21 protein-coding genes are annotated in these 23,715 nt (G+C 72.3%); 12 read left to right on the top strand and 9 right to left on the bottom strand.

The window, feature by feature from the left end; all coding sequences use genetic code 11:
* The first annotated feature begins 84 nt into the window (after nt 1-84).
* Nucleotides 85-897 (top strand): hypothetical protein, encoded by an 813-nt coding sequence (locus QJS33_RS01030; protein ID WP_306365893.1) that lies wholly within the window; start codon nt 85-87, stop codon nt 895-897.
* Nucleotides 894-2,354, top strand: a complete 1,461-nt coding sequence (locus QJS33_RS01025; protein ID WP_306365892.1) for a ferredoxin — start codon at nt 894-896, stop codon at nt 2,352-2,354. The genes QJS33_RS01030 and QJS33_RS01025 overlap by 4 nt, the downstream gene beginning before the upstream one ends.
* Here QJS33_RS01025 and QJS33_RS01020 read toward each other — a convergent pair.
* Nucleotides 2,351-3,256: a universal stress protein gene (locus tag QJS33_RS01020; RefSeq protein ID WP_306365891.1), complete on the bottom strand. Its 906-nt coding sequence runs from the start codon at nt 3,254-3,256 to the stop codon at nt 2,351-2,353. The genes QJS33_RS01025 and QJS33_RS01020 overlap by 4 nt on opposite strands.
* 250 nt (nt 3,257-3,506) lie before the next feature.
* On the opposite strand from QJS33_RS01020, the gene QJS33_RS01015 reads away from it, so the two are divergent.
* From QJS33_RS01015 to QJS33_RS01005, 3 genes are all read left to right on the top strand, one after another.
* Nucleotides 3,507-4,217, top strand: coding sequence for a DUF998 domain-containing protein (locus QJS33_RS01015; RefSeq protein ID WP_306365890.1), 711 nt, complete (start codon nt 3,507-3,509; stop codon nt 4,215-4,217).
* Between the two features lie 123 nt (nt 4,218-4,340).
* Complete coding sequence (locus QJS33_RS01010; protein WP_306365889.1) at nt 4,341-4,532, top strand: type II toxin-antitoxin system HicA family toxin; 192 nt, start codon at nt 4,341-4,343, stop codon at nt 4,530-4,532.
* Entirely contained in the window at nt 4,529-4,924 is a 396-nt protein-coding gene (locus QJS33_RS01005; protein WP_306365888.1) for a type II toxin-antitoxin system HicB family antitoxin, read from the top strand. Before QJS33_RS01010 ends, QJS33_RS01005 begins: the two co-directional genes overlap by 4 nt.
* A 4-nt stretch (nt 4,925-4,928) precedes the next feature.
* Here the strand turns inward: QJS33_RS01005 and QJS33_RS01000 are convergent, their stop codons facing one another.
* Together QJS33_RS01000 and coaA are read right to left on the bottom strand one after the other, a co-directional pair.
* On the bottom strand, nt 4,929-7,076 hold the full coding sequence (locus QJS33_RS01000) for an ATP-binding domain-containing protein (protein WP_306365887.1): 2,148 nt from the start codon (nt 7,074-7,076) through the stop codon (nt 4,929-4,931).
* A gap of 183 nt (nt 7,077-7,259) precedes the next feature.
* Nucleotides 7,260-8,165, bottom strand: a complete 906-nt coding sequence (coaA, locus tag QJS33_RS00995; protein ID WP_306365907.1) for a type I pantothenate kinase — start codon at nt 8,163-8,165, stop codon at nt 7,260-7,262.
* 333 nt (nt 8,166-8,498) lie between these two features.
* Between coaA and glmS the strand changes: the two genes are divergently transcribed.
* Entirely contained in the window at nt 8,499-10,352 is a 1,854-nt protein-coding gene (gene glmS / locus QJS33_RS00990) for a glutamine--fructose-6-phosphate transaminase (isomerizing) (protein ID WP_306365886.1), read from the top strand.
* Nucleotides 10,353-10,423: 71 nt separating this feature from the next.
* Here glmS and QJS33_RS00985 read toward each other — a convergent pair whose 3' ends face one another.
* The 3 genes from QJS33_RS00985 to QJS33_RS00975 form a co-directional block, all read right to left on the bottom strand.
* A complete protein-coding gene (locus QJS33_RS00985) occupies nt 10,424-10,588 on the bottom strand; it encodes a hypothetical protein (protein WP_306365885.1) in 165 nt (54 codons plus the stop codon).
* A 27-nt stretch (nt 10,589-10,615) separates the two neighbouring features.
* The gene (locus QJS33_RS00980) at nt 10,616-10,981 is read right to left on the bottom strand and encodes an STAS domain-containing protein (RefSeq protein ID WP_306365884.1); all 366 of its coding nucleotides are present in this window, start codon (nt 10,979-10,981) and stop codon (nt 10,616-10,618) included.
* Nucleotides 10,982-11,153: 172 nt separating this feature from the next.
* Complete coding sequence (locus tag QJS33_RS00975) at nt 11,154-11,699, bottom strand: ATP-binding protein (RefSeq protein ID WP_306365883.1); 546 nt, start codon at nt 11,697-11,699, stop codon at nt 11,154-11,156.
* Nucleotides 11,700-11,984: 285 nt separating this feature from the next.
* On the opposite strand from QJS33_RS00975, the gene QJS33_RS00970 reads away from it, so the two are divergent.
* Complete coding sequence (locus tag QJS33_RS00970) at nt 11,985-12,896, top strand: helix-turn-helix transcriptional regulator (RefSeq protein WP_306365882.1); 912 nt, start codon at nt 11,985-11,987, stop codon at nt 12,894-12,896.
* A 421-nt stretch (nt 12,897-13,317) separates the two neighbouring features.
* Nucleotides 13,318-13,554: a DUF397 domain-containing protein gene (locus QJS33_RS00965; RefSeq protein WP_306365881.1), complete on the top strand. Its 237-nt coding sequence runs from the start codon at nt 13,318-13,320 to the stop codon at nt 13,552-13,554.
* A gap of 291 nt (nt 13,555-13,845) precedes the next feature.
* On the opposite strand, the gene QJS33_RS00960 is transcribed toward QJS33_RS00965, so the two are convergent.
* Nucleotides 13,846-15,084, bottom strand: coding sequence for a KamA family radical SAM protein (locus tag QJS33_RS00960; RefSeq protein ID WP_306365906.1), 1,239 nt, complete (start codon nt 15,082-15,084; stop codon nt 13,846-13,848).
* 524 nt (nt 15,085-15,608) lie between these two features.
* Here QJS33_RS00960 and plsX point away from each other — a divergent pair.
* The 3 genes from plsX (at nt 15,609) to QJS33_RS00945 (ending at nt 19,404) form a co-directional block, all read left to right on the top strand.
* Entirely contained in the window at nt 15,609-16,715 is a 1,107-nt protein-coding gene (plsX, locus tag QJS33_RS00955) for a phosphate acyltransferase PlsX (protein ID WP_306365880.1), read from the top strand.
* Between the two features lie 62 nt (nt 16,716-16,777).
* The gene (gene argS, locus QJS33_RS00950) at nt 16,778-18,523 is read left to right on the top strand and encodes an arginine--tRNA ligase (protein WP_306365879.1); all 1,746 of its coding nucleotides are present in this window, start codon (nt 16,778-16,780) and stop codon (nt 18,521-18,523) included.
* Nucleotides 18,524-18,801: 278 nt separating this feature from the next.
* On the top strand, nt 18,802-19,404 hold the full coding sequence (locus QJS33_RS00945; RefSeq protein ID WP_306365878.1) for a YceI family protein: 603 nt from the start codon (nt 18,802-18,804) through the stop codon (nt 19,402-19,404).
* Between the two features lie 185 nt (nt 19,405-19,589).
* Here the strand turns inward: QJS33_RS00945 and rbsK are convergent, their stop codons facing one another.
* Entirely contained in the window at nt 19,590-20,489 is a 900-nt protein-coding gene (gene rbsK / locus QJS33_RS00940) for a ribokinase (protein ID WP_306365877.1), read from the bottom strand.
* On the bottom strand, nt 20,486-21,319 hold the full coding sequence (locus tag QJS33_RS00935; RefSeq protein ID WP_306365876.1) for an exodeoxyribonuclease III: 834 nt from the start codon (nt 21,317-21,319) through the stop codon (nt 20,486-20,488). Before QJS33_RS00935 ends, rbsK begins: the two co-directional genes overlap by 4 nt.
* A gap of 424 nt (nt 21,320-21,743) precedes the next feature.
* On the opposite strand from QJS33_RS00935, the gene QJS33_RS00930 reads away from it, so the two are divergent.
* Nucleotides 21,744-23,702 (top strand): acyl-CoA dehydrogenase family protein, encoded by a 1,959-nt coding sequence (locus QJS33_RS00930; protein WP_306365875.1) that lies wholly within the window; start codon nt 21,744-21,746, stop codon nt 23,700-23,702.
* Nucleotides 23,703-23,715 lie beyond the last annotated feature (13 nt).

The following is a 23,715-nucleotide window of genomic DNA, read 5'->3' as shown; positions in this document are numbered from 1 at the left end:
CCTTCGTCCGCTGACGGGCCCTGCGGCCCCTGTGCCGCGCCTCTCCCAGGGCCGTGCCCTCCCCCCTGTCCGCGAAGGGGCGACATGTTCGATCGCTTCCGGCGTTCCCGGGGCCCGCTGGCCCCACCCCACCCCCACCGTCCGATCTCCGCCCGCACCGACCGCCGGGTCCGCACCCGGCTGTGGGTGCCGCTGCTGGCCGGGGTCGTGGCCGCCAACACCCTGCTGGCCCTGACCGCCCCCGGACACACCGTCGTGCTGCGCGGCGTCCAGGACCTGCTGTGGACGTACTCCGGGGTGCTGGCCCTGGTGGGCCTCACCGTCGCCACCGCGTTCGGGCTGGCCGCCGCCGACCGGCTCGTCGCCACCCCGCGCGGCCGGCTGCTGCTCCAGGCGGCGCACCGCTCCGCCGCGCTGATCTCGGTGGGCTTCCTCATCGCGCACATCGTGCTCCAGATCGCCTTCACCGGACTGGTCCCCTGGAACGCGCTGGTCCCGCTGGGCGTGGACCCCGCGGTGGCCTGCGGGATCATCGCCACGGACCTGCTGCTGGTCATCACCGTCACCGGGGTCCTGCGCGGCCGGTTCGCCGGCCGCGGCCGCCCGTGGACGTGGCGGGCCGTGCACGCGAGCGCGTACCTGTGCTGGCCGCTCGCCCTGGTGCACGGACTCACCGCGGGCCGCACCGCACCCGGCTGGGTGGTGGTCTGCTACCTGCTGTGCCTGCTCGCGGTGTGCGCGGCGCTCATCGTGCGGCTCGTCGTGACCGTGCGCCCGGCGCCGGAGCAGCCGCGCGCCGACTCCGAGCTGCTCACGCCGCCGGTCGGCGCCACCGAGGGCGGTGTCCGCGACGAGCTGGCGTTCTGGTCGTCGCTGCGGGGCGGGGAGCGGCGGTGAAGACCCTCAGCCTCGGGGAACCCCGGCTCACCCTCGGTCTGGACCGGTACCGCCGGGTCTCCCACGACGCCCACCGGGCGCTGCACGGGACCCTGCCGGACCTGGGCACGGACGACCTCATCACCCTCGCCGGGATGGGCGGCCTGCGCGGACGCGGGGGCGCCGGGTTCCCCTTCGCGCGCAAGCTGCGGGCCGTACAGACCGCGGCGGCCCGGCGCCAGGCCGGAACCCGGGTCGTGGTCAACGCGGCCGAGGGCGAACCCGGCAGCGCCAAGGACGCGATGCTGCTCACCCGCGCCCCGCACCTGGTGCTGGACGGCGCCGAACTGGCCGCCCGCGCTCTGGGGGCCCCGCAGGTGGTCGTGGGGATCGCCGACCGCGGGACCCGCGGCTCGGACGCCGATCCGGTGAGCGAGTCGCTGCGCGAGGCGGTCGCCGAGCGCAGCGCGGTCTCGGTGGTCGGGTTCCGGGTGGTGCGGATGCCGCACCGGTTCGTGTCCGGGCAGAGCGGCGCCCTGATCCAGGGGGTCAACGGCCGGATCCCGCTGCCCCCCGGCACCCCGGTGCGCGCCAGCGATACCGGGGTGGACGGGCTGCCGACCCTGCTGTCCAACGCCGAGACCTACGCCCAGCTGGCACTGCTCGCCTCCGGCGGGGCCGACGCCTACGCCGCGGTGGGCACCGCCGACCAGCCCGGAACGGTGCTGCTCACCGTGGGCGGGGACACGGTGGTGGAGGCCCCGGCCGGGACCCCGCTCGTCCACGTGCTCGGGGTGTGCGGGGCTCCGCCCGCGCAGGCCGTGCTGGTCGGCGGGTACCACGGGTCCTGGCTGGACCCGCCCGCCGTGGCCCGGGCCCGGCTGTCCCGGAGCCGGATGGCCGAGATCGGGGGCACCCTGGGCGCGGGGATCGTGCTGCCGCTGGCCGAGGGGGTCTGCCCGCTCGGCGAGTCCGCGCGGGTGCTGCGGTACCTGGCGCGGGAGAGCGCCGGGCAGTGCGGGCCGTGCGTGCGCGGGCTGCCCGCGCTGGCCGACGCGTTCACCGCGCTCATCTCCGGTGAGGGCGACCCGGCCGCCGCGGCGGCCGCGGCGGGCATCGGCGACGGCAAGGGCGCGTGCGCGCACCCGGACGGGACCGCTGCGTTCGCCCGCAGCGCGCTGAGGGTGTTCGCCGACGACGCCTCCCGGCACGCGCTCGGCGGGAGCTGCGGGCGGCCGGTGCGCGGGCTGCTGCCGATGCCCGGCGACCGGCCCGAGCCGCGGCCCCGGCTGTCGGTCGACTGGTCGCGCTGCGACGGCCACGGCCTGTGCGCCGAGCTGCTCCCGGACCTGATCCGGCTGGACGCGAACGGCTACCCCGAGGACCCCGACCTGCCGGTCCCGGCCTTCCAGGAGGCCGAGGCCGACCGCGCCGTCCGCATGTGCCCGGCCCTGGCCCTGCGCGTGAGCTCCCCCTAACGCAGTATGGCGACCGGGCCGCGGGCACCGTGCAGGACCGAATGGCTGACCGAGCCCAGCAGCAGGCCCCGGAAACCGCCGCGGCCGCGCGAGCCCACCACGATGAGGTCGGCGGGGGTGGCCTCCTCCAGCAGGGCGACCACCGGGTGGGCCCGCACCACGCGGGTGCTCACCGAGACCTGCGGGTGGCGCAGCCGCGCCCGGGCCAGCTCCTCGTCCAGTGACTGGCGGGCGGCCTCGGCGGCGGTGGTGTCGTCGAACAGCTCCGGTGGGATCGGCCCGGTGGCGGCGGCGAACGCCACCAGCGGCTGCCAGGCGCTCACCGCGACCAGTTCGGTGTCGGCGAACTCGGCCTGGGTGAACGCGAAGCCGACGGCCCGGCGGCTGGGTTCGGACCCGTCGATGCCGACGATGACCCGGCCGCGGACGCCGTGCGCGGCGGCGTGCTCGTGCGGGAGCACCACCACCGGCACGGGGGAACGGGCGGCCAGCTCGATGCCGACGGAGCCGACGAAGGCGGCCACGATCCCGCGCAGGCCGCGCGAGCCCACCACCACGGCGACCGTTCCCTCGGCGTTGGCCTCGGCCAGCAGCGCATCCACGGGGCGGGCGTAGGACAGGCGGGTCCGCACCCGCAGTTCGGGGAAGAGCCGCGATATCCAGTCGGCGGCGTAGGACAGCAGGCGCTCGGCGTCGCCGGTGTCGGCCTCGTCCGGGGGGACGTCGAGGCGGGTGTGCGCCCCGAAGACCCCGACCGAGGTCAGGGCGCCGGCCGCGGCCACGATCCGCACGCCGAGTCCGCGCAGCACCGCCTGCTGCGCCGCCCATTCCAGTGCGTGGCGGCTGGAATCGGTGCCGTCGACCCCCACGATCACCCAACGTGTCGTGGTCGGATCGTCCATCGTGCGCACTCCCTCTCCGGCCGGGTCGTCCGTCCGTACCCGTCTGCTCCGTTCCCTGCATGATGCCGCGCCCAGATGCACCCGTGGATAACGGTGATGCCGCGAGTTGGCCGAGGCGGGGTCACCCTAAGGGTGACCGGGCACCCCCTGGGGCATAAGTCCACCTGACGGACCGGTCGTGACCGGGAGCATCCGCGGATCCCCCGTCCGAGAGGTGTGGAGGGGGCTTCGGGTGAGAACGGAGGGCTCGATGTCTTACGCGGGACATTGGCACTGGGACTACCGGGACGGCCGGGTCGCCGCCGTGGCCGCAGCCATCGTGTACAGCATGTGGACGCTGGAGGTCCTGCTGCCCGGCGGAGCCGCCGTGCAGGGCGCGCTGGCCGCCCCGGACTCGGTGTTCGGCCGGTTCCTGGACAGCGCCCACCGCACGGGGTCGATCCTGGTGGTGCTCGCCGCCGTGCTGGGCCTGACGCTGGGCGCCCGCCGGACCGGCTTCTGGCTGACCGTGTCCTGGTGGTCGATGGCCGTGTTCGGCGCGGCCTCCTTCATCGCCTCGCTGCTGCCCGGCCGCTGCGCGGTCTCCACGGACGTGGCCTGTGCGTCGGAGGCGCTGGCCGAGGGGGTGGGCGGGGCCACCGTCGCCCAGCCCGTCATCGCGACCGTCACGATCCTGGCCGCGCTGATCGGCGCGGTGTCCCTTGCCCTGGACCGCCGTCGGGCCGCCGACCCGGCCTGGACCTGGGTCGCCGTGGTGGCCGCGCTCCAGGCGCTGGCCGCGGTCGCCGTCCTGGTCCTGGCCGTCCGGCTCTCCGGGGGCGACGGCTCCCCGGGCGTCGCACTGGGCTTCCTGGAGCGGGCCCACCTGGTCACGGTCGCCCTGTGGCTGCTGACCACCGGTGTCCTGCCCGGCCCCTGGAAGCGCTCCGGCACCCGCCGCCCCGCCCCCGCCGCCCGCTGACCGTCGATCCGTCGATCCGTCGATCCGTCGATCCGTCGATCCGTCGATCCGTCGATCCGTCGAACACAGATTACCGGCCGGTTCCCTAGCCATGGTTTGGCCACCATCCTGGAACCACGCTGTGTGAAGCGACGTGAACTGCTGAAGCGCCTCAGGGAGACCGCCGAGCAGAGGGGAATGGCGCTGGAATTCGTGCGCAGTGGCGGCAGACACGACATCTACCAGGTCGGGGACCACCGTTTCCCCGTGGGACGCCGCTCCGACATCCCCGAGCTCACCGCGCTCAAGACCATCAAGGAGATTGAGAACCTGTGAACCGGGTCGATCACCACTATGAGGCATGGTGCGAGCGGGACGGCCGTTCCTGGTCCATCGACGTACCCGAACTGCGCATCCACACCTACGCCCACACACTCGGCGAGGCCGAGGAGATGGCCCGGGACGCCGTCGCCGGTGTCCTCGACGTCCCCATGGGCGAAGTCTCCGTCGCCCTTGACGTCCAGGGTGTGGAGGACCGGGTGGCCAGGGCCCGTACGGCCGGGGAGGCCCGGGACCTGGCCGTGCTCCGGGAGCGGGAGGCGCTGGCGGGGGCGATCGACGCCCTGCGCGGCATCGGTGCCGGCCGGCGCGACATCGCCCTGCTGCTGGGCATCTCCCACCAGCGGGTCTCCCAGATCTCCGCGGAGCGGTCCCGGACCGCCGGGTGAGCCGTCAGGCAGGGGGCGCCTCCTCGGCCAGGGCGGCGGGCAGGGGCCGGGAGTGGACGACGTGGAGGGTGCTGACGGCGCGGGTGAGGACCACGTAGAGGCGGTTGAGACCGCGCTCCTCCGCCTCGGCGATGGCGGCGGGCTCGGCGACCACGACCGCGTCGAACTCCAGGCCCTTGGCCAGGCCCGCCGGGACGGCGACCAGGCGGGCGGCGTCCGGGCCGGTGTCGTCGTCCAGGACCGGGACGTCCAGGCCCCCGGCGGCCAGATCCTTCAGCAGGGCGGGCAGGTGGGCGTCGGCGGCGATGAGCCCCACCGAGCCCTCCCCCGCCAGGGCGGCGCGGCAGGCCTCGGCCACGTGGGCGGCCAGACCGTCGGCGGCCGGGATGACGCGCAGTGAACCCGGGGCGCGGCGGACCGCGACCGGCGCGCCCAGCCCCCTGGCGATGGTCGGCAGCAGCCGGGCGGCGAAGTCGATGATCTGCGCGGGCACCCGGTAGCCCCGGTCCAGGACGCTCAGGTGCCCGGTGGGCTTGCCCAGGTGCTCCAGCAGCGTGGACCAGGTGCGGACCGCCGACGGGCTGGTGCCCTGGGCGATGTCGCCCAGGACGGTGAGCGACCCCGACTCGCAGCGGCGCCCGATGGCCCGGCACTGCATGGGGCTGAGGTCCTGGGCCTCGTCCACGACGATGTGGCCCAGCCCCGCGGGCCGGTCGATGAGCGCGGCGGCCTCGTCGATGAGCGCCAGGTCCTCCACCGACCAGCGGGCCGACTTGGGTCCGCGCGGCCTCCCCGGCAGCAGGACGGCGGCCTGCTCTTCGGGGGTGAGGATCCCGTCGGCGGCCCGGGCCAGCCGCCCGGGGTCGGTGAGCAGCCCCAGCACCTGGGCCACCGGCTCCGCCTTGGGCCACAGGGCGGTCACCGCGGAGCGGACCGCGGGGTCGCGGCGGACCTGCTCGTGGGTGCGGTCGTCGCAGACCTCCCCCTCGGACTCCATGAGGGTGAGCACCGTGTGCGCGATGCGGTGGGACAGCAGCTCGCGCCCCGAGCCGTAGGCGACGCCGCGCCCCGCCAGCTCGTCCAGCAGCGGCCGCAGGTCCTCCGGGTAGAGCCGCCAGCGGCGCGAGCCGCGGCGGACCACCAGCGCCTCGGCGGGTTCGCGCAGGCGGGACCAGAGGTCGCGGCGGATCACCTCGCCCATGCGGGCGTCACCCTTGACCCGGGCGGCGAAGGGCTCCTCCACCCGGCGCACCCACCCGGCGGCGGGCCGGAACCGGTCGGGCAGGCCGCGGGTGACCAGGTCCTCGACGGTGGTCTGGGAGACGTCGACCTCGCCCAGGGCGGGCAGCACGTCGCGGATGTAGGACAGGAACGACCGGTTGGGCCCGATGATCGCCACGCCCGCCCGGGACAGGCGTTCGCGCTCGGTGTACAGCAGGAACGCGATGCGGTGCAGGCCCACCGCGGTCTTGCCGGTGCCCGGCGCCCCCTGTACGCACAGGGTGGTGCCCAGCGGTGCGCGGACCAGGTCGTCCTGCTCGGGCTGGATGGTGGCGACGATGTCGCGCATCGGCCCGGTGCGGGGCCGCTCGATCTCGGCGGCCAGCAGTTCCCCGGGCCGCCCGTCGGGTTCGGGGGCGCCGGTCAGGTGCTCGTCCTCGAACGCGGTGAGCACCGCCTCGGGGTCCCGGCACGGCCCGTGGTCGAGGGTGGTGAACCCGTACCGGCGGCGCACCAGGACGCGCATCCGGTCGGTCGGCGAGGCCCGGTAGTAGGCGACGCTGATCGGCGCGCGCCAGTCCAGGACCATGGGGCGGCCCTGCGGGTCGTGGACGTGGCGGCGGCCGATGTGGATCCGGTCGGGGCCCCGGTGGGCGTCCTCGTCGAGGAACACGGTGCCGGGGTCGAAGTCGAGGCGGCCGAAGAACAGCGGCGCCCCGGGCATGTCGGCGAGGGAGGCCAGGCGGCGCTGTCGCCCGCGCTGGAGCGCGGCGTTGGTGACCTTGTCGGTGACGACGTCGCCGAGCATCAGGTCGGTGCCCTCGACCTCCTCGCGCATCGCCCGCAGGGCGGCGCGGGCGGCGGCGAGGGAGTCTCGTTCGGCGACCAGTTCGGGGTCGGCGGGCGCGGTCGTGGGATCGGTCGTGGTCATGCGGACCTCGGGAGGGATCGACGGGACACGGCACGGCCTCGCGCGTGCGCGGGTCCCGCCCCGGTCGCCCGAAGGGCCCGGTTCGTTCCGATCCTCGTGAAGCGCACGGCGTCCCGTACGGGGTGGGCCGTGGAGAGAAAGAAGAATCAGCCTACCGTCGCCCGTGCGCGTTCCGGACCGCCCTCAGGTCTTGCGCAGGCGGACCCGGCTGACCCGGTGGTCGTCCCCCTTGAACAGCACGAGGGTGGCCCGCCCCCGGGTGGGGCGGATGTTCTCGACGAGGTTGATCTCGTTGATGGTGCGCCAGGTGTTGGCCGCGAACTCCAGGGCCTCCTCCTCGCGGATGGTGGTGGCCATGTGGTGGAAGTAGGACCGCGGGTCGGAGAAGGCCGTGCGGCGCAGCTCCCGGAACCGGTCCAGGTACCAGTTGCGGATGTTGTCGACCTTGGCGTCGACGTAGATCGAGAAGTCGAAGAAGTCGGACACGGCCAGCCGCCCGGCGGTGGCGGGCTGGAGCACGTTGATGCCCTCGACGATGAGGATGTCGGGGCGGTGCACGGTCTGCCGCTCGCCGGGGACGATGTCGTAGTTCAGGTGCGAGTAGACGGGGATGTCGATGCGGTCGGCCCCCGCCTTCATCTCCGAGACGAACCGGACCAGGGCCCGCCGGTCGTAGCTCTCGGGGAAGCCCTTGCGGCGCATGAGGCCGCGCGCTTCGAGCACCGCGTTGGGGTGGAGGAAGTTGTCGGTGCTGACCAGTTCCACGTCGGGGTGGTTGGGCCACTGGGCCAGCAGGGAGCGCAGCAGGCGCGCGGTGGTGGACTTGCCGACCGCGACGCTCCCGGCCACGCCGATGATGAACGGGGAGGGCCGGTCGGATTCCCCGAGGAAGCCGCGGACGGCGGCGTGCCGCTGCTGGGTGGCGCCGACGTACAGGTTGAGCAGCCGGGACAGTGGCAGGTAGATGTCCCGTACGTCCTCCAGGGACGTCGGGTCGGTGGTACCGCGCAGCCGGGCGAGCTCGGCCTCGGTCAGGGAGAGCGGAGTGGCGGCCCGCAGAGCCGCCCAGGCCTCCCGGTCCAATTCCACGTACGGCGTTGAGACGCCGTTCTTCGTCGGGTGGGACACGAATGACCACCCTAGACGAGGGCCTCCACCGGTCCGGGCGCCCGGGTCCCGGGTAAGCCCGAAGCAGGGCCGGAACGTGGTCGAAACCACACGTTCACCCTCTCGTGGGCGAAGATTTTTTGGCCGGATACGGCCGGGTGGAATCGGTTCCACTCGGACGCCCCGCACGCCTTCCCACCTGCGCGGTCTACCCGTGGTACACCAAATGGTCTATACCGTTACCTGCGAAAACGACCATTGGTATCGATGGGTGGTTGGTCGATTCGCCGTCCTTTTTGGCCTACGCTGGCGGCCATGTGCGGAATCGTTGGCTACGTCGGGCCGCAATCGGCGCTCCAGGTCGTCGTGGACGGCCTCGCGAGGTTGGAGTACCGCGGATATGACTCCGCGGGTGTCGCCGTGCTGGGCGAGGGCGCCCTGCACACCGAGAAGCGGGCCGGCAAGCTCGCGAACCTGCGCGGTGCCCTGGAGGAGCACCCGATCGCCGGGGAGGGTGCGGGCATCGGCCACACCCGGTGGGCCACCCACGGTGCCCCCAATGACGTCAACGCCCACCCCCACGTCGACAACGACGAACGGGTGGCGGTCGTCCACAACGGCATCATCGAGAACTTCGCCGCCCTGCGGCTGGAGCTTGAGGACGTGGGCTGCAAGTTCATCTCCGAGACCGACACCGAGGTGGCCGCCCACCTGCTCAGCACCGAGCTGGCCCGGCACGGCGACAAGGACCTCGCCGCCGCGATGCGCGCGGTGTGCAAGCGCCTGGAGGGCGCCTTCACCCTGGTCGCCGTCTCCGTGGACGACCCCGACCTCGTGGTCGCCGCCCGCCGCAACTCGCCGCTGGTCGTCGGCCGCGGCCAGGGGGAGAACTTCCTGGCCAGCGACGTGGCCGCGTTCATCGCCCACACCCGCGAGGCGGTCGAGCTGGGCCAGGACCAGGTCGTGGAGCTGCGCCCGGACTCGGTGCGCGTCACCGACTACGACGGCAACCCCGTCGAGGTCAACGAGTACCACGTGGACTGGGACGCCTCCGCCGCCGAGAAGGGCGGCTACGACTACTTCATGCTCAAGGAGATCGTCGAGCAGCCGCGCGCGATCGCCGACACCCTCCTGGGCCGCCTGTCCGTGGACGGCGCGCTGACCCTGGACGAGATGCGCCTGTCCCCGGAGGACCTGCGCTCGGTCGAGAAGATCGTCATCATCGCCTGCGGTACCTCCTATCACGCGGGCCTGATCGCCAAGTACGCCATCGAGCACTGGTGCCGCATCCCGTGCGAGGTCGAGGTCGCCAGCGAGTTCCGTTACCGGGACCCGATCCTGGACCGGCAGACCCTGGTGATCGCCATCTCCCAGTCGGGCGAGAGCATGGACACCCTGATGGCGGTGCGCTATGCCCGCGAGCAGCGCGCCAAGGTGCTGGCGATCTGCAACGTCAACGGCTCCACCATCCCGCGCGAGTCCGACGGCGTGCTGTACACGCACGCGGGCCCGGAGGTCGGGGTGGCCGCCACCAAGACCTTCCTCACCCAGCTGGCCGCCTGCTACCTCATCGGTCTGTACCTGGCGCAGGTGCGCGGGCTGAAGTTCGGCGACGAGATCGAAGCCGTGATCGCCCAGTTGGCCACCATGCCCGAGCACGTGGAGAAGGTGCTGGACACGGTCGAGCCGGTGCGCGAACTGGCCCGGTCGCTGGCGGACGCCGACACGGTCCTGTTCCTGGGCCGCCACGTCGGCTACCCGGTGGCGATGGAGGGCGCGCTCAAGCTCAAGGAGCTCGCCTACATGCACGCCGAGGCGTTCGCTGCGGGCGAGCTCAAGCACGGGCCGATCGCCCTGATCGAGGAGGGTCTGCCGGTGGTCGTGGTGGTGCCCTCCCCGCAGGGCCGCAGCGTGCTGCACGACAAGATCGTGTCGAACATCCAGGAGGTGCGCGCCCGCGGCGCCCGCACCATCGTGATCGCCGAGGCCGGTGACGAGTCGGTGCGCCCGTACTCGGACGTCCTCATCGAGATCCCGGCGGTGCCGACCCTGCTACAGCCGATCGTGGCGACCGTGCCGATGCAGGTGTTCGCCTGCGAGCTGGCGCTGGCCAAGGGCAACGACGTGGACCAGCCGCGCAACCTGGCCAAGAGCGTGACCGTGGAGTAGTCCCGCCGGAGAAGCCGCACAGGGCGCGTCCGACCCCGTCGGGCGCGCCTTCGCCGTTCGCCCGGAGGCGCTCAGCGGGCGGCGGTACGGGTCCCCGCGTGCGCGGCGACCGCGGAGGCCAGGTCACCGTGGGTGGGCAGCAGGGTACGCAGGTTCAGTACATCGAGGATGCGCGAGAGCCGACGGGGCGGACAGGCCAGGGCCAGATGGTGGCGCTCGCGGGTGGTGACCCGCATCGCGTCGATGGATTCGCCCGGAGGCGTTCAGCGGGCGGCGGTACGGGTCCCCGCGTGCGCGGCGACCGCGGAGGCCAGGTCACCGTGGGTGGGCAGCAGGGTACGCAGGTTCAGTACATCGAGGATGCGCGAGAGCTGGCGGGGCGGACAGGCCAGGGCCAGATGGTGGCGCTCGCGGGTGGTGACCCGCATCGCGTTGATGAAGGCGTTGACCCCGGAGGCGTCGATGAACTCCACCGCGGACAGGTCGACGACGACACAGCCCCGGGCGGCGGCGGCCGCGATGGCGGCGTACGCGGCCTCGGCGGTGGCGATGTCCAGCTCGCCGCCGAGCGCGACGACGGCGGCGCCGTCGCAGATGAACCTGTCCCGTCCCGTGTCCAGCACGTCCACGCCCCGTTCCCCGCGTCGGAAAACTTCCCCTGTCGGACGCGATCGGTCGAATACCGACATGCGCTGACAGCCTACTCTGCTCCGGGACCGGCCAGCGTGGGCCCGGGACGGGGATGTGGGTCCGTGGTGCCGGGGCGTACCCGGCGGCCGGGGGAAGGGAGAGGGGAAGGGGTCAGTCCCGCCCGCCGCAGACGGCCCAGACGATCTTGCCGCCGCGGATCGGGTTCCAGCCCCATTCACCGCTGAACGCGGCGACCAGGCTCAGGCCGCGGCCGGATTCGGCGAAGTGGTGGGCGTCGACCCTGTGGGGGGCGCGGTCGCTGGTGTCGGCGACCAGGCAGGCCACCCGCCCGGATTCGCCGTCCCGGCTCAGCCGCACCACGACCGGGGTGGTCTCGGGGTCGTGGTCGGGGGTCAGGGCGTGGCGGCAGGCGTTGCCGACGAGTTCGGAGAGCACGAGCCGGACGTCGTCGACGGCCTCGGACAGGCCCCATTCGGCCAGGACCAGGTCGGCGAGCCGGCGGGCCGCGCCCACGGAGTCGGGAACCGAGGCGAAGGAGCCGACGACGTGGTCGGAGGTGTGATCGGTGCGGCCCAGAGGGGTGCCGCCCAGCGGGTCCGTCCACTGCCCGCCGGGGAGCCGGGGGACCTCGGTCAGGGAGGGACGGCGCCAGGATGCCCCGGAGTGCCGCTCCGACGACATCAGCTCTGCGTTCATCACGATCCTTACGAGTGGTGATGCTGGTTCGCTCGGCCTTGTCCGCGGGTGGCATCGTGTCTTACCGATGTAAGCCACAGATGCACGTGCAGATCAACGCTCGGCAAGCCTATAGGACGAACTGCCCTTATTGGTAGATCCCCTTCGAAGAATTCACACACGGGCATCCGGGTTTACAGTCGGCACAGAAGGCGTCGGAGCGTCCACCCTGAACCCCTGTTCCCAGCGGAATGGGCTCGGTATACTGAGCGGTCGCTCGCGCCAAAGCCGCTACAGGGAGGCGATGTGGTCGCCGATCATGCAGAGAACTTCCAGGTCACCCGAGATTTCCTGGCGAATTCCAGTGGTGGCCCGACCGTCCTGCGCATTCTTCTCGGAACGCAGCTCCGCAAGCTGCGCCAGGAGAAGGGGATTTCCCGGGAGGACGCCGGATACGCCATCCGCGCCTCCCACGCCAAGATCAGCCGCATGGAGCTGGGACAGGTCAGCTTCAAGCACCGCGACGTGGAGGACCTGCTCAAGCTGTACGGCGTGACCGACGCCGCCGAGCGCGAAGCGCTGCTCGGCCTCATCACCAGCGCCAACGCCCAGGGCTGGTGGCACAAGTACAGCGACGTGCTGCCGAACTGGTTCGGCGTCTACGTGGGCCTGGAGGAGGCCGCCTCGGTCATCCGGACCTTCGAGGTGCAGTTCGTCCCCGGCCTGCTACAGAGCGAGGGCTACGCCCGTTCGGTGATCCGGCTCTCCCGCACCGCCACCTCCGACGAGGAGATCGACAGTCGTGTGCAGATGCGCATGCACAGACAACGCAGATTCACCGAGGGGGAGGGACCCCGCCTGTGGGCGGTCATCGACGAGGCCGTGCTGCACCGGCCCTTCGGTGACGCCGCCGTGATGCGCGGACAGATCGAGCACCTGATCGAGATGTCCCGCCGGCCCAACATCACCGTCCAGGTGGCGACCTTCGCCATGGGCGGGCACCCGGCGGCCGGGGGGCCGTTCAGCATCCTGCGCTTCCCCACCCCGCAACTGCCCGACGTGGTCTACCTGGAGCAGCTGAGCAGCTCGCTGTACTTCGACAAGTTCGAGGACACCAGCCTCTACGCCCAGACGATGGACCACCTGGCCACCCAGGCTCCGCAGCCCTCGGCCACCGAGGGGATCCTGCGCTCGTTCCTGGAACGCTATCGGGACTGACCCCGCCTCCGCACCCCGGACGTCCCCACGACACACATCCCCCGGCCCTCTTCCCAACGCCCGGTACCGCTCCGCGTCCGGGCGTTCGCCGTGTGCGCACACCTGTGCGGCGGCGCTGACCGGCTTCGGCCACGACTGGAGAACGATCAGGGTTCGGAGAACCCCCCGCCCGACCCCCGGCGTTAGCGGTGACATGCACGTCCTCACCCTCGGATCTTGCATATGTGCTTACCGACGTAATCACGTATGCACGTGCATGGGCTACTCTCTGGGTGCGCACCGGGGACGGAACGGCACATCGGGGAAGATCTCTCCCCGAGCACCCGACCGGTCCGGTGGCTCCGGCACGAGTGCCCCCGACGTGTCGGCCGCAGCACGTGGACACCCGCTCACACGTCCCCCGAAGTCCCAGGAGGTCGAGATGTCTCCCATCTATAACGGCGTTCCGGCAGGCCGTTTGCCCAAGGTCGAGTGGACCAAGAGCAGCTGGAGCAACCCGGATGGGAACTGCGTCGAGGTGGCGACCCTGCCCGGCGGGGAGTTCGCGGTGCGCAATTCACGCGATCCCCAGGGACCGGTGCTGGTCTACACCCACGCCGAGCTGGAGGCCTTCGTCCGCGGTGCCAAGACCGGCGACTTCGACGCGCTGCTGAGTTAGGCGCAGGCGTCCGAAGGCCCCGGGAACCGGTGGAGGACCTTCGGCCGCACACCGCCCCGAACCCCATTGGAGAAGCCGTCCGCGCCGATGGCCACCGTGCCGGACCCCGGCCGCGCGGTGACCGCCTTCCGTCCACGGTGCGGACGCACGAGGAGCCCGGTACCCCGTCGAGGGGTACCGGGCTCCTCGTCCTGTACGGCCCCGGGGCCGGGAGGCGGAGGGGGCGCGGATGACGTCCTGTGTTCAATGCCCTGTACGGGCGCGGAAGAACCCCGCCGCCGCGGTGGCCCCCTACAGGCGGGTGGGGTCCACACCGCCGTCGCCGACGGCCACCGGGGGCGTCTCCCACGGGAAGTGGGTGGCGCCCAGGGCCGGCTTGAGGTCGAACAGCCAGGCGGCCTTCTCGTCGTACTTGGCGAAGAACGGCCTGCCCACCAGCTCGGGGTCGCGCGCCTGGATGAAGTGGAGCGCGAACACCTTCTCGCCGGCGATCTCGGTGACGCCGTCCACGCACACCTTGCCCGGGGTCGCCGACATGGACGGGCCGCGGACGGTGCGGGCCAGACCGGAGACGTTCTTGTAGGCGTTGCGGAAGATCTCGTAGGCCTCCGCCAGCGGCACCGCGAAGTAGTCCTGCGGACCGGTGTCGCGCTCGACGAACATGTAGTAAGGGACCATCCCGTGGCGCATGTGGGTGCGCCACATGCTCTCCCACGTGGCCGGGTCGTCGTTGATCGTGCGGATCAGCGGCGCCTGGGTACGGATGACCGCCCCGGTGGAACGGATGCGCCGCACGGCCTCCTGCACGATCTCCGGCCGCATCTCGTTCGGGTGCGAGAAGTGCGCCATGAACGCCAGGTTCTTGCCCGAGGCGACGACCTTCTCGAAGAGCCGGAGGGTGTCGTCGGCGTCCGGGTCGGTGACGAAGCGCTGCGGCCAGTAGGCCAGCGCCTTGGTGCCGATCCGGATGGCCTCCAGGTGCTCGATCTCCAGCAGCGGCTCGATGTACTTGGAGATCACGCCCTCGCCCATGATCATCGGGTCGCCGCCCGTGAACAGGACGCTGGTGATCTCCGGGCGCGAGCGCACGTAGTCGACCATCTGGTCGATCTCGCTGGAGGCGAACTTCAGGTCGGCGTCGCCGACGAACTGGGCCCAGCGGAAGCAGTACGTGCAGTAAGCGTGACAGGTCTGCCCCTGCTTGGGGAAGAAGAGCACGGTCTCACGGTACTTGTGCTGGATGCCAGGGATGGGCTCCTCGTCCACCTTGGGGACGTTGAGGTCCATCTGCCCGGCCGGATGCGGGTTGAGCCGCGCCCGGACGGCGTTGGCCGCCTCGTTGAGCTCCTTGCGGGGTGCTCCCGCCTTGATCAGGTCGGCGATCCGCGCGACGTCGCTCTGCGGCAGCATGTCCGCCTGCGGGAACACCAGCCGGTAGATCGGGTCGTTCGGCGCGGCGTCCCAGTCGATCAGCTCGTCGAGGACATAGCCGTTGACCCGGAAGGGCAGGACGGTCGCCACCGCCTGCACCGCGAGCCGCTCATCGGCGGCGAGACCGGCTCGCGCTGTGAGCTCGTCAATGTGCTTCGTCGTGTAGGCACGAAACCGACGTCCGGTGGACGGGGACAGTGCCGCCTCTGGCGTAACGCTCACGCCTCTCCTCTCCTGCATGTGATTCAGGGCCGCCCGTGCGGGTCGTGAGGGCAGCCCTGATCCGGGGGTTCCGGCGTGTGTGCACCCGGGAAACCTCCGGAAACGGAATTCGTGTTCGGTTGTCACATGTACCCGGAGCGTCATGGACACCCGGGCCAGCGAGCGGATATACCCCTACTTGGGGGTTTGTACCCAGGTGGAGCAAAATACAGCCCTGACCTGGACATACGGGAAGTATCCTCGCATGAGTGGATGAATATCCCGAACCACGGCGCTTCCCTCGCCACCCGATACGGTGTTCGCACACCACCCGCGCACCCGTCGGCGTGTGCCCGCACCGGCGCGGGGACCTGCACCGACGGCGTGCGTCCACCGAATCACCTCACCGTGAAGGACGCCACGTGACCGGCACCTCCGACGCGGACGCACCCGCCGCACTCCGCCGCACCTCGCCGCCGATCATCGCCGTCGACGCGATGGGCGGCGACAACGCACCCGGGGAGATCGTCAAGGGCGCCGTCCTGGCCGTGCGCGAGCTGGGCCTGCGGGTCGTCCTCGTGGGCCGCCGCACCGAGATCGCCGGCATGCTCGCCGAGCACGACGCCCTGCGCGACATCCCGGTCGTGCACGCCGAGGACAGCCTCGCCATGCACGAGGGCGCGCTCGCCAGCTGGCGCCGCCCCCGCTCCAGCGCCGCCGTCGCCTGCCGCCTGATCCGGCGCGGGGACGCCGACGCCCTGGTCTCGGCCGGGTCCACCGGCGGCGTCGTGGCCACCTCCACCGTGCGCCTGCGCACCCAGCACGGGGTGCTGCGGCCCGCCCTGGCGGTCACCCTGCCCACCGGCGAGACGCCGACGGTCCTGGTGGACGCGGGGGCCAACGCCGACGCCAAACCGGAGATGCTGGTGCAGTTCGCGCACCTGGGGTGCGCCTACGCCCAGACCGCGTTCAAGGTGCGGCGGCCCCGGGTGGGATTGCTCACCATCGGCTCCGAGCCCGGCAAGGGCAACAAGCTGATCCGCCGCAGCGCCGAGCTGCTGGCGGCCGCCGCCGAGGACTCCCCGGTCATGGACTACCGCGGCAACATCGAGGGGCACGACCTGCTCGCCCGCAAGGTCGACGTGATCGTCACCGACGGGCACACCGGGAACGTGGCGCTCAAGGCCGTGGAGGGGACCGCGGCGTTCGCCATGGACGCCGTCCGCACCGCGCTGACCTCGTCGATGGCGGCCAAGGCCGGGGCCATGCTCCAGCGCAGGGCCCTGCGCGGGCTGCGCGAGCGCCTGGACAGCGAGACCTACGGCGGCGCCGCGCTGCTGGGGCTCAACGGCACCGTCGTGATCGCCCACGGCGACAGCCGGGCCCGCGGCATCGCCCACGCCTGCCGCCTCGCCCACGACCTGGCCGCCGGGGACATCGGCGAGCACGTCCGCCGCCGCCTGCACACCCGTCCGGCCGGGTGGCTGCACCGTCTGGCCCAGTCCGAGGGCCCCGCCGAAGGGCGCTGAAGTCCGGCGGGGCGGGTGGAAAAGCGCTGAGAACACCCCTGCGGGCTCGGTACGCTTGGGGCATGGCCGACCCGCAGGAAGTACTCTCGCGACGGGTCCAGTCCGCCCTCGGGGCCGCCTTCGGCCCCGAGTACGCCGACACCGACCCCGTCATCCGCCCGTCACAGTTCGCCGACTACCAGGCGAACGCCGCGCTCGCACTCGCCAAGCGCCTGGGCCGAAAGCCGCGCGAGGTGTCCGCGGCGATCATGGAACACCTCGACGTCGCCGACGTCTGCTCGGCCGTGGAGGTCAGCGGGCCCGGCTTCATCAACCTGACCCTGCGCGACGACTGGATCTCCGGGCGGACCCGCGAACTGCTGGACGACGAGCGCCTGGGCGTGCCCGTGCAGGAGCGGCAGAACATCCCGCTCGACTACTCCGCGCCCAACGTGGCCAAGGAGATGCACGTCGGCCACCTGCGCACCACCGTGGTCGGCGACTCGCTGGCGCGGACCCTGGAGCTGCTGGGCCACAACGTCATCCGGCAGAACCACATCGGTGACTGGGGCACCCCCTTCGGCATGCTCATCGAGCACCTGCTGGAGGTCGGCGAGGACTCCCCCGATGCGGACCTGCTCACCACCGACCCCAACGCCTTCTACCAGGCGGCGCGCACGAAGTTCGACGCCTCGGGCTCCGAACCGGAGGGCTTCGCCGCCCGCGCCCGGCGCCGGGTGGTCGCCCTCCAGGGCGGCGACGAGGAGACGCTGCGCCTGTGGCGCAAGCTGGTGGGCCTGTCCAAGGTGTACTTCAACAGGGTGTACACCAAGCTGGGCGTCACCCTCACCGACGCCGACCTCGCCGGTGAGAGCACCTACAACGACATGCTCGCCGCCGTGTGCGACGAGCTGGAGGCCAAGGGCATCGCCGAGGTCAGCGACGGCGCCCTGTGCGTGTTCCTGGACGGGTTCACCGGCCGCGAGGACAAGCCGGTGCCGCTGATCATCCGCAAGAGCGACGGCGGCTACGGCTACGCCACCACCGACCTGGCCACCGTCCGGTACCGGGTGGAGGACCTCAAGGCCGACCGCATCCTGTACGTGGTGGGCGCCCCGCAGGCGATGCACTTCAAGATGGTGTGGGCGGCCGCGCGCGAGGCGGGCTGGCTGCCGGACTCCGTCGAGACCACCCACGTGCAGATCGGCAACGTGCTGGGCCCGGACGGGAAGATCCTGCGCACCCGCAGCGGCGCCCCGGTGCGGCTGATGGCGCTGCTGGACGAGGCGATCGACCGGGCGGCCGCGGTGGTCCGGGAGAACCGGCCCGACCTGCCCGCCGAGGAGCAGGCCGAGATCGCCCGCCAGGTGGGCATCGGCGCGGTCAAGTACGCGGACCTGTCGGTGGCGCACGACACCGAGTACACCTTCGACTTCGACCGCATGCTGGCGCTGACCGGCAACACCGGGCCGTACCTCCAGTACGCGCAGGCCCGGATCCGGTCGATCTTCCGCAAGGGCGGGCTGTCCCCGGAGCAGGCGCGGGCGGACATCACCATCGGCCACGCGGCCGAGCGGGCGCTGGCGCTGAAGCTGCTGGAGTTCGGCCCGGTGGTGGCGCAGGTCGGGGACCTGCTCCAGCCGCACCGGCTGTCGACGTACCTGTTCGAACTGGCCCAGTCGCTGACGGCGTTCTACGAGCACTGCCCGGTGCTGGCCGCCGACACCGAGGCCGAGCGCGAGTCCCGGCTGACGCTGATCGCGCTGGCGCTGCGCGTGCTGGTCCAGGGCCTGGACCTGCTCGGCGTGGAGGCTCCCCGGCACATGTAGGGCGCGGCACCCGAAGGGCCGGAACGCGGTGGCGCGTTCCGGCCCTTCGTCGTGCGCGGGGTCCGTGGCCGGACGCGGACAGGGTCCCGGACCGGTCATCGTCCGAGAGAACTCTCATAGCGGACGAATTTCCTTGTACACCAGGTTTCTCCGCTTCTCGGGACGAAGCGAGTCTCATCTCTCGCCCTCCCTCGCGTCCGAACCCCGGATCGGGATGACACATCGGACCTAGGGTGGACGGACAAAAGGTCTTATACGGACAAAAGGGAGAAGTAGGTATGGAATCCACTCCGGTCGGCCCGGCGCCGGGTCTCTGGCACCTGGACCCCCTGCACTCCAGCCTCATCTTCGTCGCCCATTACCTGCGCTTCGGCCGGGTCCAGGGGACGTTCGGCCGCGCCCGGGGCCGGGTGCTGGTCGCCGAGGACCCCGGCGCCTCCAAGGTCGAGGTGGTCATGGACGCCTCCAGCATCAACACCGGCGTCGGCGCCCGTGACGCCCACCTGCGCTCCCCCGACTTCCTGGACGTGGGGAACCACCCGGAGCTGCGGTTCACCTCCACCGGGGTGGAGCCCGGGGGCCGCGGCCGCAACGCCTTCCGCCTGCACGGAGACCTCACCCTGCACGGCACGACCGCCCCCGTCACCCTGGACGCCCAGTGGGTGGGCGAGGCCCCCGACTACGCGTTCCCCGACGACGTGTACGGCCACTTCTTCTCCGCCACCACCCGCATCCGCCTGTCCGACCACGGGGTGGGCGACGGCGGCGAGGTGCCCTGGGGCGGCCGCCTGGTCGGGGACGAGGTCGACATCGTCCTGGAGGTGCGGCTCCAGGACCAGGACCCCGCGCCGTTCCTGGCGCAGATCGGCCACGATTCCTGAGCGTCCTCCCGCAGGGGGCACCGAATCGGCGTCGGGAGCGTCCGACCGCCCGAACGCCCCCGACGACCCCTCGAAGGACACGATGACCCACAGGGTCGTCACCCCGGCCTACGGCACCCGGGCGTACGCCTACGCCTGACCGGCGGCCGGGAGCGGTACCGCCGTCCGGCCCGCCGCCCGCAGGATCAGCCCCTGAGCAGGGCCTCGACCTCCGCCCGCGAGGGCATCGAGGAGCTGGCGCCGTGGCGCTGGACCGACAGGGCGGCCGCGGCGGCGGCGAACCGCATCGCCTCCGCCGGGTCGGCGCCCTCCGTCCGGGCGACCGCGAAGGAACCGCAGAAGGTGTCACCTGCGGCGGTGGTGTCCACGGCCTCGACCTTCAGCGCCGGGACGTGCACCGGCCCGGTGCCGCGCGCGCCGTAGAGGGAGCCCTCGCCGCCCAGCGTGACGAGCACCTCCGGGACCCACTCCAGCAGCGCCGCCAGCGCCTCGCGGGGGTCGGTGCGACCGGTGATCGCGGCCGCCTCGTGTTCGTTGGGGACGAGCACGTCCACCGACTCCAGCAGCTCGTCGGGCAGGTCCCGCGCCGGGGCCGGGGTGAGGTACACCCGGACGCCCCGCTCGCGGCCGGTGCGCGCGGCCGCCACGACCGCCTCCATCGGCAGCTCCAGTTGGAGCAGGAGGGCGTCGGCCCCGCCGATGAGCTCCCGGTCGCCGGGCACGGTGCCGGTGACCTCGCCGTTGGCGCCGGGCACGACGATGATCGAGTTCCCGCCGCGGCCGTCCACGACGATGTGGGCGATGCCCGAGGGGCCCGGGACGGTGCGCAGGCCGGTGGCGTCGATGCCGGCGGCGACCAGGTTGTCCCGCAGCTCGGTGCCGAAGGCATCGTCGCCCACTGCGCCCAGGAACACCGTGTCGGCACCCGCGCGGGCGGCGGCGACCGCCTGGTTGGCGCCCTTGCCGCCGGGCACCTGCCGGAAGGCGGTGCCGGTGACGGTCTCACCGGTGGCCGGCGCGGCGTCCACGTAGGCCACCAGATCCATGTTGACGCTGCCGAAGACGGCGATGCGCGGGGTGCTCACGCCCCGTCCTCCTTCTTCTTGTCGCGGGGCAGACCCTCTTCCCCGTCCAGGCCGACGATGACGGGCGCGTGGTCGGAGGCGCCCTTGCCCTTGCGCTCCTCCCGGTCGACGCTCGCGCCGCTCACCCGGGCGCGCAGCGCCGGGGAGGCCAGCACGAAGTCGATCCGCATACCGCGCCGCTTGGGGAAGGCCAGCCCCTTGTAGTCCCAGTAGGTGTAGACGCCGGGGCCGGGGGTGTACGCGCGGGCGACGTCCTCGAAACCCGCCTTGTTCAGGGCCCGGAAGGCCTCCCGCTCGGGCTCGGTGACGTGGGTGAGGCCGTCGAACTCGGCCATGTCCCACACGTCGTCGTCCTGGGGGGCGATGTTGAAGTCGCCGACGTAGGCGATCTGCGCGTCGGGGTCGGCCGCCAGCGCGGCCGTGCCCGCCTCGCGCAGGGCCTGGAGCCAGCGCAGTTTGTAGGCGTAGTGGGGGTGGTCGATCTCGCGGCCGTTGGGCACGTACAGGCTCCACACCTGGACGCCGCCGCAGGTGGCGCCGATGGCGCGGGCCTCGGCCTCCTCGGGGTCGCCGTAGCCGGGCTGGCCGGGGAACCCGACCCGCACCTCCTCCAGGCCGACCCGGGAGGCGATCGCGACGCCGTTCCACTGGGAGATCCCGTGGTGGGCGACCTCGTAGCCGCGGTCGGTGAAGACGGCGGCGGGGAACTGGTCGTCCCTGGCCTTGGTCTCCTGGATGGCGAGGACGTCGACGTCGCTCCGGTCGAGCCAGGCCCCGATCCGCTCGACCCGGGCCCGGGCACTGTTCACATTCCAAGTCGCGATACGCACAGCGCAAGCCTAGGGCTTCGCGGCGACACCTGCGGTGAACACGGGGGCGGTGGGCGACAGATGGGCGACGGGGGGAGGGTGGTCGGCCGGAGGCCGTCCGTTGAGGGTGGTGGTGGGCGACGAGAGGGGAGGGTGGTCGGCCGGAGGCCGTCCGTTGAGGGTGGTGGTGGGTGACGGGTGGGCCCCGGTGCGGCCGTCCTCCGCACCGGGGCCTGACGGGACTCCCAGCACATGCCCGGTTGTTTCCGTCGCGTCCCGTAAGACGGCCGAGTGGGCCCTGAGGTTCGCATTTGGCCCAAGGTTTTTGCCGTGGCGTCCTCCTCGGCGCGGAGAGCCGGTCCCGTCGTGCGTCGACACGCCCGCTCCCGGGTAGTGCTGTGATACAGGCCACACGAAACACCCCTTCCAGGACGAGGTGAAGACCATGTCCGCGGCCGACCCCGAAGCCCGCGCGCAGACCCCCGACCCCACCGCACCCGAGATCGACGAACGCCGTGCCAGAGCCGTGGCCGAACAGGCCCGCGAGAGCACCTCGGACCTGCCCGGTTTCGCCAAGGAGCTGTACCTGGGCCGCCTGCGCCTGGATCTGATCCACCCCATGCCCGTCCCCGACCGGGAGGACGACGAGCGCGGCGAGGCCTTCCTGGCCCGGCTGCACGACTTCTGCGAGGGGATCGACGCCCAGCGCATCGAACGCGAGGAGCGCATCCCCGACGAGGTCGTGGCCGGGCTGCGCGAGCTGGGCGCCCTGGGCATGAAGATCCCCGTCGAGTACGGCGGCCTGGGGCTGAGCCAGGTGCACTACAACCGCGCCCTCACCCTGGTCGGCTCCGTGTCCCCGGCGATCGGCGCCCTGTTGTCGGCCCACCAGTCGATCGGTGTGCCCCAGCCGGTGTCCATGTTCGGCACCCCGGCGCAGAAGCAGGAGTTCCTGCCGCGCTGCGCCCGCGACGCCATCAGCGCGTTCCTGCTCACCGAACCCGACGTGGGCAGCGACCCGGCCCGGCTGCGGACCACGGCCGTGCCCACCGAGGACGGGACCGGCTACCGGATCGACGGGGTGAAGCTGTGGACCACCAACGGCGTCGTCGCCGACCTGCTGGTGGTGATGGCGCGGGTGCCGGAGGGCCCCGGGCACCGGGGCGGCATCACCGCGTTCGTGGTCGAGGGGGACTCCCCCGGGATCACCGTGGAGCGGCGCAACCGGTTCATGGGCCTGCGCGGGCTGGAGAACGGCGTCACCCGGCTGCACGACGTGCGGGTCCCGGTCGCCAACCGGATCGGCGAGGAGGGACAGGGGCTGCGCATCGCCCTGTCCACGCTCAACACGGGGCGGCTGTCCCTGCCCGCCCTGTGCGTGGGCGCCGGGAAGTGGGCCACCAAGATCGCGCGCGAGTGGTCGCGCGAACGGGTCCAGTGGGGGCGGCCGGTCGGGAAGCACGAGGAGATCGCCAAGAAGATCTCCTACATCGCCGCCACCACCTACGCCATGGAGGCCATGCTCGACCTGGCGAGCCGGATGGCCGACGAGAAGCGCAAGGACATCCGCATCGAGGCGGCCATCGCCAAGCTGTGGGCGTCCGAGCACGCCTACCGGATCGCCGACGAGCTGATCCAGATCCGCGGCGGGCGCGGGTTCGAGACCGCCGATTCGCTGGCCGCCCGCGGCGAGCGGGGGATCCCGGCCGAACAGCTGCTGCGGGACCTGCGCATCAACCGGATCTTCGAGGGCAGCACGGAGATCATGCACCTGCTCATCGCCCGTGAGGCGGTGGACGCCCACCTGGCGGTGGCCGGGGACATCATCGACCCGGACGCGGACCGCGCGGCCAAGGCGCGGGCGCTGACCCGGGCGACCGGGTTCTACGCCGCCTGGCTGCCGACGCTGGCGGTGGGCCGGGGGCAGCTGCCGTCGGCGTACGTGGAGTTCGGTCCGCTGGCCGGGCACCTGCGGTACGTGGAGCGCACCGCCCGCAGGCTGGCGCGGTCCACGTTCTACGGGATGACGCGCTGGCAGGGGAGGATGGAGGTCAAGCAGGGATTCCTGGGCCGGGTGGTGGACATCGGCGCGGAGCTGTTCGCGATGAGCGCGGTGGTGGTGCGGGCCCGGCACGACGCCGACACCCGGCCCGAGCGCGGGACGACGCCGCTGGAGCTCGCCGACGTGTTCTGCCGCCAGTCGCGGCTGCGCGTCGAGGCGCTGCTCGAAGGGCTGTGGTCCAACACCGACGACATCGACGGCAAGCTGGCCCGCCGGGTCATGGACGACTCCTACACGTGGCTGGAGGAGGGCGTGGTCGACCCGTCCCTGCCCGGCCCGCTGATCTCCCCGGCCGAGCCGGGGCCCTCCCGGGAGAAGGACCTGCACCGGCGCATGGGCTGAGCCGCCGGCCCGC

Origin of the sequence: Nocardiopsis sp. CC223A (assembly GCF_030766825.1) — a bacterium.
Classification (GTDB): Bacteria; Actinomycetota; Actinomycetes; order Streptosporangiales; family Streptosporangiaceae; genus Nocardiopsis.
This window is presented reverse-complemented; position numbering and strand designations above follow the sequence as displayed.